Here is a 10,032-nt window from a genome sequence, read left to right on the forward strand (position 1 = left end):
AAACTGAACCGCACCTCATAAGTGCGGTGTTTTAATCTGGTGTCGGAGGCGGGACTCGAACCCGCACGGTTTCCCACACGCCCCTCAAACGTGCGCGTCTGCCAGTTCCGCCACTCCGACATCGCGCTTTTTATTATACGACTTACAAAGCTCTTCTGTCAAGGGTATAATATTTTTACAGCCCGGGACCACGGGTACCTTAAAACATGGCCAGAATTTCATACTCTTGGAAAGGATAGGATGAGAATGTCCAATTCCATATGGCTCTACCGCTTGTACGACGTGGCGGAGGAGATCAAGCTGAACATCGTGGAACAAACGCTGGCCCACACCAAACCCACTTCCAGGCTTCGCCTCTCCCGGGCACGGCTGAAATCCATACACATCCCCAATCCGCCTGTAACTGTTGAACTGGGGGAAGAATGCATGAAGCTGGGCCAGCGGGATTTCCGCGTCCGCTTTACAGGTAAGATTTACGACCTGGGTGTAGTAAGCCTGGTCATGCACATTTTACTCCCTGTAGGATTCAGTTACCAGGAGATCAGGGATCTGGCCGTGTATTTGTGTGAAAACGAAGAAATGGAAAGAAAAACGGAAGGGATTTTCCAGAGCAAGCTAGAAGAAATAATAAAAGGCCTGGGCAAAGCCATGATTCACCCGGGGCTGCGGGGAGCCGAGGAAGATTATATTTTGTTTTTCTTCCAGGAATGGAACCACAACTGGGACCCGGTGCCCCTGTTGCTGGCCGAACCGGAACCGGTAAGCCCCCAGGTGCGCAGGGAAACCCTGCAGCATTCGTTCTCCTATGGCCCGGACGACCTTACCATTATAACCTGGGCCTCAGCCCTGGTATACGACGCGGCCGGCAGTCACGACATCCCCGACCTGCTGGAATTCGCCCTGACCCAACTGCTGGAACTCCGTTATTACGATAACCTGCTCAGCGAAGAAATGGGCAGAATGTACGGTGACATTGAAGAAGCGGAACGGGTTACCCGGCTCCGGCGTATGAAGCACTACCGGCATATCATGAACCGTTTGATGGAACTGGTAGTTGATATAAATGAAATTCTGGAAAGGATTCAAAACTCCCTCAAAGTAACGGAAGATGTCTTTTATGCCCGGGTTTACGGAGCCGCACTGTCAGTTTTTCGTACCAGGGCCTGGGTGGAAAGCATTCAGCGTAAACTATCTGTAATTATGCAGAATTACACCATGCTGAACAACCGGCTGGTGAATCAGCAGTCCGTCCTGCTGGAACTCGCCATCGTGCTGCTCTTTATGCTGGAAATATTCCTCACCTTACCCTCTCTTATTCGCTAGACGCAAGTTGAGAGAAACAGTGCCCGCCAGGAAAGAGGTGCTTATGGTGAACGACTTTAGCCCGGACGTCCATAATCTGCTGGTTTTCTTACAAAACATGCAGGGGAAAACCGTGCCGGAAATAAGCCAGGCCTGTGCTCAAAAAATTCGCCACATGGAGCTGACAGGCGACCCCGACCGTGCCCTGGTGGAACATTTAAAGTCCATGATACTGCTGATCCGGCACCTGCGTCGTCCCCCGGTGGCCCGGAACGAGAAGGTCCGGCACTTTTTAATAGAGTTTTTCAGTAAAGTACAGGAGTACGACCGAAGGGCAAAACATGTCCTGGAAGTGCTGCAGAAAATGGATTCCGGTAAACCGCAGACCGGCTCAAGTGCTGGTTGACCGGTTATGGATCATGCACTCCCCGGATGTCATATTTGTCCCACAATGCTAATATATAGCAGATAGGCAGGTGGACAGTTAATACCGGCCGGGGAAACCGGCCGGCCATTCGGGGAGCGTGTTTTTAAGATGACGGGTACATCCTTTGAACTGCGGGAAAGGTACCTCCCGCACCGCCCCACACCTACCCTTGCCGTCACCGGAGCGTGCAACGCGGGAAAGTCCACCCTGGTCAATGCCCTCCTGGAGGAAGAAATCTCGCCGGTGGACGTGCTGCCGGCTACAACCTGCCCCCTCATTTTTCACTACGGGGAGACCGTTTCCGTGTCCATGAACGGGAAATTCCTGAAAAAAGTCCAATCCGGACGGGAACTGGCCTTCCTGCTGCGTCAAAAGAATATCCCCTCAAATCTGATCGAAATAACCATGCCCAATCCCCAGCTCAAAAAGTATACCTTGATTGACACTCCGGGACTGGATGCAGCCAACCAGAATCAGCTGCTGCAAGAAATCATTCCCCGGGTGGATATTCTCCTCTACCTGTTTCACCAGCGGGGACTTGATGACCGGGACCGCTACTTCCTGCACCGTTTAAAGGGGAGCTCGTTCCTCCACAATCTTCCCGGGCGGATTTCCTTCTGGATCAACAGCAACTGCGGGCACCCGGACGGCAGCGCCCTCGCATCCACACGGGCTGCACTGAGTGAAATTTTTGGCTCCGAGGTACCTGTCAACTACGTGGACACCCGAAATCGAGAAAGCGTAGAAAACCTGCGGCAGTTCATTGAAGTAGAGCTGGCTCTCCTGATTTTAAAGGAAATTGAAAAGCAATTGAAGGAGGAAGACAGGTATATCCCACGCAGGCTGGCCGGGACGCTTTCCATCAAAGATGACGGGCACTTTCTGTGTGCGTTCTGGGATATTTACGAGCGTGCGCGGGCAGCGCTGGAAACCGGGCGGCAATTTGTAACGCTGCAGGAAATGCGTTCCGGAATCCGCGCAAGACTGGATGAGTTCAACCGGAAAATCCCTCTGACACACGCATGCCCCCAGGCTGCCGGAGAGTCGTGGCAAACAGTTAATTTTTCCTTGATCAAGGAACGCCTCCAGAACTTATTGCAGCGTTTACTGAAAGAACCCGCCCTGAAGGCGACTTCAATACGCAACCGCCTGAAGGAGCTGGCCGGAAGTATCGCCAACGACCGCTTTTTCATCACCCTCTGGGGCCCTTTTTCGTCGGGCAAAAGCTCCTTTCTCAACGCCCTGATGCAGGAGGCCCTGCTGCCGGCCCAGGACAAACCAACCACTTCATCAGTTATACGGCTGCATTATGGGACTGAAAAACTGGCGGTGGCCCATTACCCCCTACAGGTCACCATTCCCCTGCTCGACGAAAGGGAAGGGGAGGTTTTCCTGTGCCGGGACGAGCTGGCCGTCCTGAACGACTGGCTGCAGAAACCGTACTTTCTTAACACCCTCAGGGGAATTGAAGCCCGCACCGGGGGGGAATTCTCGCAGGTGGACACGGCACAGCTACATACACTCCTCACCAGAACTCAAAACCTTTTCCGCCCGCCGGCCTTTCCGGTGAAATTCAGCCATCACGTTCCCACCATCACCCGCCCCATTCCGGCCAAGCGGGCCGCCCAGGCGGTAAAGGCTGTACGCATCTCCTTTCATAACGCCCGGGAAAAGACCTATCACCTGGCAGATCCCGGTGAACTCATGGAATTCAAAAACCTGATTACCGCCCCTGAAGAAGCGATACTGGTAGACGGGATCGACATCTACCATCCGGCTGAAATATTCCAGCTGGCCACCTTCGTAGATACTCCGGGCATAGACTCGGTACATACCCGCTACGCAGAAACCGTTACCAGCTGGCTGAGTAGAAGCGATGTTCACCTGGTCTTTTTCAACGGGCGGCACATGCTTTCCTCCACCCATCGGGAAATCCTGCGGAATATGGTGTTTCCAGACAAATGGCGCGAAAACTGCTTTTGCGTGGTTAATTTTGCCGATACCTTGAACAGGAGCGAAAAAGAAAGGGTGGCGGCCTTCCTGCGCCGGGAACTGGCCTCGCCGGCGCCCCCGGAAATTTATTTCATTTCCGCCCTGGAAGCCCTGAAGGATAAAAACAACCCGGCCTTCAACCAGTTTCTGCGCCGTCTGGAGCGGTTCATCCTGGCTCGACGGGGTGAGAAGGTACTCATGCAGCGTATCGAACAAATAAAGGAACTCCTGACTGCCATGCAGGCACTGGAAAAATACCGCCGGGAACTGGAGGAAATCCGGCTCTTACTCAAGCAACCGGGAGGTTATCGCGTATGGAAAATGCCCGCGTCCTCGAGGAAAGGTTAAAGCGCATCATCAGGGAGGTAAGCAACCAGACGGGAAGTGAAATAAAACAGAACCTGCTGGTAGAACTCGAAGAGGAAGTAACAAACATCATCCGTCAGAATTCCCAGCAGGAAATAACCCGCTTCTTAACCCTGCTCAAAGGAGCCATTCACCAAATTTAAGGAGGGAAGCCTTCATGTCCATCAGGCAAACGGTTCAGGACGAAGCACTTCAAGCGTTGATGAAGGAAATCCTGGTGGCCTTACGTGAAAAACTAGTCGAGCCATTTTCTCAGGAAATAAACAGGCTGGCCCGTGCATTAGGTGAACTACAGGAACAGCAGGCCGCCTTTTACAGGGAAACCAGGGAATTGATGAACCAGCTGGAAAACAGGGTGACAGAAACTCCCCTGGTCACGCTAACCGCCCTGCGGGACGCCATCCAGCAGGCCAAGGAGGGTTAAATATTGTGACTTCCTCACAAGGCAAGGAAAAAGAGGTGGTGGATTCCCTGGCTCAAACCATCCGCCAGCGGATCGTCACCCCCACTGAAAGGCGGCTGGATCAGCTGGACGGACAGGTGACCGGCTTGAACGCCGTCTTGCATGAAAGATACCAGGAATGGCGCTTGTCCGTGGAGGAACTGGAAAAACGCGTCACCCGCCTCGAGCAGGAGCTCTCCCACCTATCCAGGCAGGTACGGGGACTGGCCTTCGCCCTCGCCCTGCTCCTGGCAGGAGCCAGTTTTTTGCTCCTCAAGGGGTGGTGAACGAAAATTTGGCTTCCCGGTAGGAAAACGGAGCAACAGCTAGAAGAATATCATTAATCAGAAATCTGTCCTTAAGCGGGTGTATCTCAAATTGTATCCTCAAACTCATGTCTACTTCGCCGAGCGAGTCTGTGGAAAGCTTACGGACGCCCTGGTTCTGGGCAGTATTTTCCCGGATATGATTGCCGCCCTGGCCCTCGGCCGCGAAGAGAGCCACGGCCGGGGGAAAGAGTTGCTGGCTGCCCTGGAGCATGACCCCCAGTTGCGGGATTTTGCGCGGGGAGTGCTTACCCATGGAGTCATCCCGGAAGGTCTTGATTACTACGGGGATGAAAAGTACCTCGATTACGAACGTGGTTATTGCTTTGAAAAAGGTCGCCCCTTAATTGAGGAAACCATCCGGGCGTGCAACCTGCCTCCGGCCATGGGCTGGTGGAAAAGCCACAACATTGTGGAGATGGGTATAGAACTCCTTACCGGTCAAGGGGCTGTTTACGGCCGGGTCCTGGCCGCCGCCTTTGGCAATACCGGCCTGATTGAAAAAATCAGCCAGTGCGTGGCACCGCTGTACGGAGTGGAGCCCCGCCGTCTGTACCAGCGTATCCACAATTTCCCCTATTACATCGAAATTAACCGTCTCACCCCACGCACACTGGCGGCCAAGTACGACGTACAGATGTTCTACAAGCACCGCATCCACATCGACATTGAACGTACGGCCAGGCTTATTGAGGCAGCCCGACACATGGTGGAAACGGACCTGGAGGAATTTTTCAAGCACGCGGAGGAACGGGTACGGCAAAATATAATCAGAGCGGGTTCAGGGAACCTGTGGTAAAAAATCCCGGTCATAACCGGCCGGGATTTTTGATTTTAAATCATGCTAATGCGGGGCCCAGGGTAACCGACTTAACCACTACCCCATCAATCTGCTGTAAATCGCGCTCCAGCATCCTCCGTTCACTTTCATCTGCCTCCATGGTCAGGGTAATAATTCCCCGCTTCCTACTCTGGTCCGGAATACCCGACCGGCTTAAAATTTTCGAACCGTGCCTGGTCAGCACCTGCTGAACCTCCGGAGCCCTGTCCGCCCGCCCATCCACCAGGATGCCCACCACACAAATATCCTTCTGCATAACATCACCCTCCTCCATTTCGACTTCTCCCCTGGAACTGAACGGTTATAGTATTTACCCTGTGATAACTTTTTATTTCAGGCATAGCATTATATGGGATCATGTCCAAATAGCGGTTATATTTTTAAAAGGAGCTGGTACAGTGTGCGAGGTACTCGTGCCGGTTATTTTCCTGGCCCTGGCCTTTGATTTCATCAACGGCTTCCACGATACGGCCAACGCTGTAGCCACCTCACTGGCAACCGGTGCCCTGACATCCCGCTCCGCCATCCTCCTGGCCACCACCATGAACTTCCTGGGTGCACTGACATTTACCGGAGTGGCCTTGACCATGGCCGGAGGTATTGTCGATACAGCCACCCTTTCTAATAATCCCAAAACGATTACAGCCGCCCTGCTGGCGGCCGTTGTCTGGAACCTGCTGACCTGGCTCGGCGGGCTGCCCAGCAGCTCTTCCCACGCCCTGGTAGGCGCTTTGACCGGTGCCGCACTGGCCGCAGCAGGTCTGAAAGGAGTCAACCTGCCGGGACTTGTCACTATTTTTCAAGCCCTGGTTCTGTCCCCACTCCTGGCCGTAACAACCGGTTTTACGGTTATGGCGGTACTGCTCCTCTTAACCGGAGGCCAAACCAACCCCCGCCTGAGCCGGTGCTTCAGGTACTGGCAACGGGTTGCCGCCGCCCTCCAGGCATTCTCACACGGGACTAACGATGCGCAAAAAACCATGGGGGTAATTACCCTCACCCTGGTCCTGACCGGATACCAGGAAAGCCTGGTTGTGCCCCTGTGGGCCAAGGTTCTTTCAGCCCTGTCCCTGGCACTGGGAACCTCATGCGGAGGCTGGAGGATCATCCATACAGTGGGGGAGGGCATCACCCGCCTGGACCCGCCCGCAGGATTTGCCGCCGACACGGGTTCGGCCCTGGTCATCTTCACAGCGACACTCCTGGGGTTACCCGTGAGCACCACCCACGTGATTTCTTCGTCCATCACCGGAGTAGGGCTTACCAGGGGAGCAAAAGCTGTATCCTGGTCCACAATAGGCAGAATTCTCCTGGCCTGGGTACTCACCCTGCCGGTAACCGCCGTCCTGGGAGCGTTGTTCTATATCCTGTAATTTTACTCTTTTTACCATAGGTGCGGCAAAAATTAACGGTTGATTATTCAGCGAACATACTTTATACTCGCCAGTAGCCTGGGGGAAACGACGAAAGGAGTGGAAACCATGGCTTTTTTTCTCTGGTTTAAAGAAAACAGATCAGCCGTAACGGCTGCTGGTGTATTTATGGCAGTGCTCATCCTGGCACTGGCGGCAGCACCGGGCAACGGAAATATTATCACCGGACCTGCGGTAAACTTGAGGACAGGCAAGATCGCTGCAAACAATGGTGATACTCCAGACATAGATTCTTTCCAAACTATAGCAGATGCTCAGGTATCCCGTGGGTCCAGCATCAGCCGGGACGATCTCATACTCATGGCCCGGGTGATCGAGGGTGAAGCCGCAGACGAACCTTATATAGGCAAGGTAGCCGTTGGGGCTGTCATAATGAACCGTACCCGGAGCAAAGACTTTCCCCACACCATCCGGGGCGTAATCTACCAGCCCGATGCCTTCGAGGCTGTAACCAACGGCGAGTATCTACGTCCCGTCACCCAGGAGTCACTCGCCGCAGCCCGGGATGCAGCTAGCGGCTACGATCCCACGGGCGGAGCCCTTTACTACTGGAACCCGGCAAAAGCACAGAGCACCTGGGTCTGGTCCCGGCCGGTGATAACGCAAATCGGCAACCACGTTTTTGCCCGGTAAAAAATGAGAAGAGGGGGGGACAGGCCCCCCTTCTTTTAGTAAACTGCCTGTAGTAAACTGCTTGTAGTAAATGTTAGCGAACCTGGTTGAGCACGCTCCATCCGCGTCACTCCAGGTTCTGCTGATCATTACTTATACATACATCCAAAATACATCCTTACCACCAGGGATACTCACTGCGCAACCTGTTCCTGGGAGTCAAGAGCCTCATGAGAACCATCCCGGCTATAAAACCACCAATGTGTGCCCACCAGGCCACCGGGTTAACCACTCCACCCAGAGAGGCCGCCCCGTTAAAAAGCTGGATAATAAACCACAGGGCCAGGAAAATCACTGCCGGCACTTCTATAAGAGTAAGGAAGAAGAACACCGGCACAAGCGTCAGGATCCTTGAGTGACGAAAGGTAACAAAGTACCCGCCCAAAACCCCGGCAATAGCCCCGCTGGCACCTACAATCGGCACGGGGGAAGCAGGGTTGGCCCAGATATGAGCCAGGCTTCCAACCACGCCACATAGTAGGTAAAAGAACAAAAATCGCAGGTGACCCAGGCGGTCTTCTACATTATCTCCGAATATCCACAGGTAGAGCATGTTGCCGCCAAGGTGTACCCACCCGCCGTGTAAGAACATGGCTGTAATAAACGGTATAAACAGAGGTTCCAGCGGCGCTCCCGTCTGCAGGGCATGGGTTACCCGGGCTGGAATCAGGCCTAGATTGTAAAACAGCTGGCTGAGCTGTACCTGGGAAAGCCCCAATTCTTTAAAGAAGAATACCCATATGTTGAGCAAAATTAAAAACCAGTTCATAAAAGGCCTGCGCCGCGGGCGGATGCTATCGCGTAGCGGAATCACCAGATCAACCCTCTTCTCATGTTGTTTTGCCGGAAATTGGCCACCTCGGGCACCGGAGCAATGGCCACTCCTCCAATATAGGATATACTTTTTCGGCCATTTCTGACAAGGATTTTATTGGTACAGGTAACCCGAGCATCTTTTACCCAAAAAAATCAGGCGGGTATCTCCGCCTGCATCAAAAAGCCCGTCTCTTTTTTTATCAGGGTGTGAAAAAATCACTCAGGCAAAGGCTGATCTTTAGTTTCCCTGGCAAAGGCAAGGGTGATTAAGCCAACGAGATATATGGAACATACAGCTGCTGAAGCATAGGCAAAGTTGCCATGGAACCAGGAAATCAGCAAACCCGTCATAAAAGGACTCAAAGCAGAAATTATACGAGCACCATTGTAACATGTACCTTGACCGGTCGCACGTATCCTGGTGGGGAAGAGCTCGGGCAAATAAATGGGCAGACCAGAGAAAACCCCATTGGCAAAAAAGCCAAGTAAGGGAACCAGCATGATAAACAGAGCATAGTCTTTAGCAATATGATAGATGGGAGGAGCAATCAAAAGGTTGCCCAGGAAGAAAATTAGAAATGCGGGACGGCGTCCCCATTTATAAGCAATTGGCCCGAAAACCAATGCCCCGACAATAGCCCCGGCATTTTGCAACAAGGTGGCATAAAGAACTCTGGCCTTAATGGCCGCAACTCCCAAACCGGCTTCTTTGGCCAGCATGTTGACGGTAGCAGGAATCCAGTTCGTCGACCCATATAACCCGAATAGAGCTACAAACGCAATTAAAAAGCCGATAATTGTTGATTTGATATATTGCCTGGTAAAAAGCTGGTATAATGTGAATGTTGAATATTCCCGTTCAACCTGTCCGGCTGCAGATTTATTTCTTCTTACTTCCAACCGCCGGCGGTGAGCCACCAGCCATTTCTCAGGTTCTTTGACACTCATGCGAACAAAAAACGTCAATAGAGCCGGCACTGCACCAACCCAGAATACAGCACGCCACCCCATTGGCCCGATAATATAATTAATCAGGGCCGCAAAGAAAAATCCAACCGGCCAGGCCATTTGCATGAAACTGGCTGCATAAGGTCTTAACTCATCCGGCCATGTCTCAGCAAGCAGAGCCGCACCGGCTGCCCACTCTCCCCCTACACCGAGGCCGGTAAGGAAGCGAAACAATGCCAGTTGTTCCCAGCTATGAGCAAAACCCGACAACCCTGTCATCAAAGAGTAAACAAGAATCGTAAATATGAGAGTTCTCACCCGCCCCAAATAATCGGAAACAATGCCGAAAATGATCCCACCTACGGCAGCTCCAATGAGATAAATTGACATGATAATACCGCCATAGTAACCTATCTGGGTAGCCGCTGCCCCCTTACCCAGGAGTTCTCCCACCGCTGGAACCATAA

12 protein-coding genes and 1 tRNA gene are annotated in these 10,032 nt (G+C 52.9%); 9 read left to right on the forward strand and 4 right to left on the reverse strand.

Going from position 1 to position 10,032, the window contains the following annotated elements:
• Nucleotides 1-37 precede the first annotated feature (37 nt).
• Nucleotides 38-120, reverse strand: a tRNA-Leu gene (locus ACPLUI_RS06840).
• Nucleotides 121-246: 126 nt separating this feature from the next.
• Here ACPLUI_RS06840 and ACPLUI_RS06845 point away from each other — a divergent pair.
• From ACPLUI_RS06845 to ACPLUI_RS06875, 7 genes are all read left to right on the forward strand, one after another.
• Nucleotides 247-1,323: a hypothetical protein gene (locus ACPLUI_RS06845; protein ID WP_424659522.1), complete on the forward strand. Its 1,077-nt coding sequence runs from the start codon at nt 247-249 to the stop codon at nt 1,321-1,323.
• A 43-nt stretch (nt 1,324-1,366) separates the two neighbouring features.
• Entirely contained in the window at nt 1,367-1,708 is a 342-nt protein-coding gene (locus ACPLUI_RS06850) for a hypothetical protein (protein ID WP_424659523.1), read from the forward strand.
• Nucleotides 1,709-1,837: 129 nt separating this feature from the next.
• Nucleotides 1,838-4,069 (forward strand): dynamin family protein, encoded by a 2,232-nt coding sequence (locus ACPLUI_RS06855; RefSeq protein WP_424659524.1) that lies wholly within the window; start codon nt 1,838-1,840, stop codon nt 4,067-4,069.
• Nucleotides 4,036-4,230: a hypothetical protein gene (locus tag ACPLUI_RS06860; RefSeq protein WP_424659525.1), complete on the forward strand. Its 195-nt coding sequence runs from the start codon at nt 4,036-4,038 to the stop codon at nt 4,228-4,230. The genes ACPLUI_RS06855 and ACPLUI_RS06860 overlap by 34 nt, the downstream gene beginning before the upstream one ends.
• A 14-nt stretch (nt 4,231-4,244) precedes the next feature.
• The gene (locus ACPLUI_RS06865) at nt 4,245-4,511 is read left to right on the forward strand and encodes a hypothetical protein (RefSeq protein ID WP_424659526.1); all 267 of its coding nucleotides are present in this window, start codon (nt 4,245-4,247) and stop codon (nt 4,509-4,511) included.
• A 5-nt stretch (nt 4,512-4,516) separates the two neighbouring features.
• Nucleotides 4,517-4,816 (forward strand): hypothetical protein, encoded by a 300-nt coding sequence (locus ACPLUI_RS06870; RefSeq protein ID WP_424659527.1) that lies wholly within the window; start codon nt 4,517-4,519, stop codon nt 4,814-4,816.
• 91 nt (nt 4,817-4,907) lie between these two features.
• Nucleotides 4,908-5,654, forward strand: a complete 747-nt coding sequence (locus ACPLUI_RS06875) for a hypothetical protein (RefSeq protein ID WP_424659528.1) — start codon at nt 4,908-4,910, stop codon at nt 5,652-5,654.
• A 40-nt stretch (nt 5,655-5,694) separates the two neighbouring features.
• On the opposite strand, the gene ACPLUI_RS06880 is transcribed toward ACPLUI_RS06875, so the two are convergent.
• Nucleotides 5,695-5,952, reverse strand: coding sequence for a hypothetical protein (locus ACPLUI_RS06880; RefSeq protein WP_424659529.1), 258 nt, complete (start codon nt 5,950-5,952; stop codon nt 5,695-5,697).
• Between the two features lie 142 nt (nt 5,953-6,094).
• On the opposite strand from ACPLUI_RS06880, the gene ACPLUI_RS06885 reads away from it, so the two are divergent.
• Together ACPLUI_RS06885 and ACPLUI_RS06890 are read left to right on the forward strand one after the other, a co-directional pair.
• On the forward strand, nt 6,095-7,069 hold the full coding sequence (locus tag ACPLUI_RS06885) for an anion permease (RefSeq protein ID WP_424659530.1): 975 nt from the start codon (nt 6,095-6,097) through the stop codon (nt 7,067-7,069).
• 108 nt (nt 7,070-7,177) lie between these two features.
• Nucleotides 7,178-7,762: a cell wall hydrolase gene (locus ACPLUI_RS06890; RefSeq protein ID WP_424659531.1), complete on the forward strand. Its 585-nt coding sequence runs from the start codon at nt 7,178-7,180 to the stop codon at nt 7,760-7,762.
• 157 nt (nt 7,763-7,919) lie between these two features.
• Here ACPLUI_RS06890 and ACPLUI_RS06895 read toward each other — a convergent pair whose 3' ends face one another.
• Together ACPLUI_RS06895 and ACPLUI_RS06900 are read right to left on the reverse strand one after the other, a co-directional pair.
• Nucleotides 7,920-8,615 (reverse strand): rhomboid family intramembrane serine protease, encoded by a 696-nt coding sequence (locus ACPLUI_RS06895; protein ID WP_424659532.1) that lies wholly within the window; start codon nt 8,613-8,615, stop codon nt 7,920-7,922.
• A gap of 218 nt (nt 8,616-8,833) precedes the next feature.
• Nucleotides 8,834-10,032: MFS transporter (locus ACPLUI_RS06900; protein WP_424659533.1), on the reverse strand; the 1,199-nt coding region annotated here is incomplete at its 5' end.

It is taken from the genome of Desulfofundulus sp., from assembly GCF_049701015.1.
Lineage (GTDB): Bacteria > Bacillota > Desulfotomaculia > Desulfotomaculales > Desulfovirgulaceae > Desulfofundulus.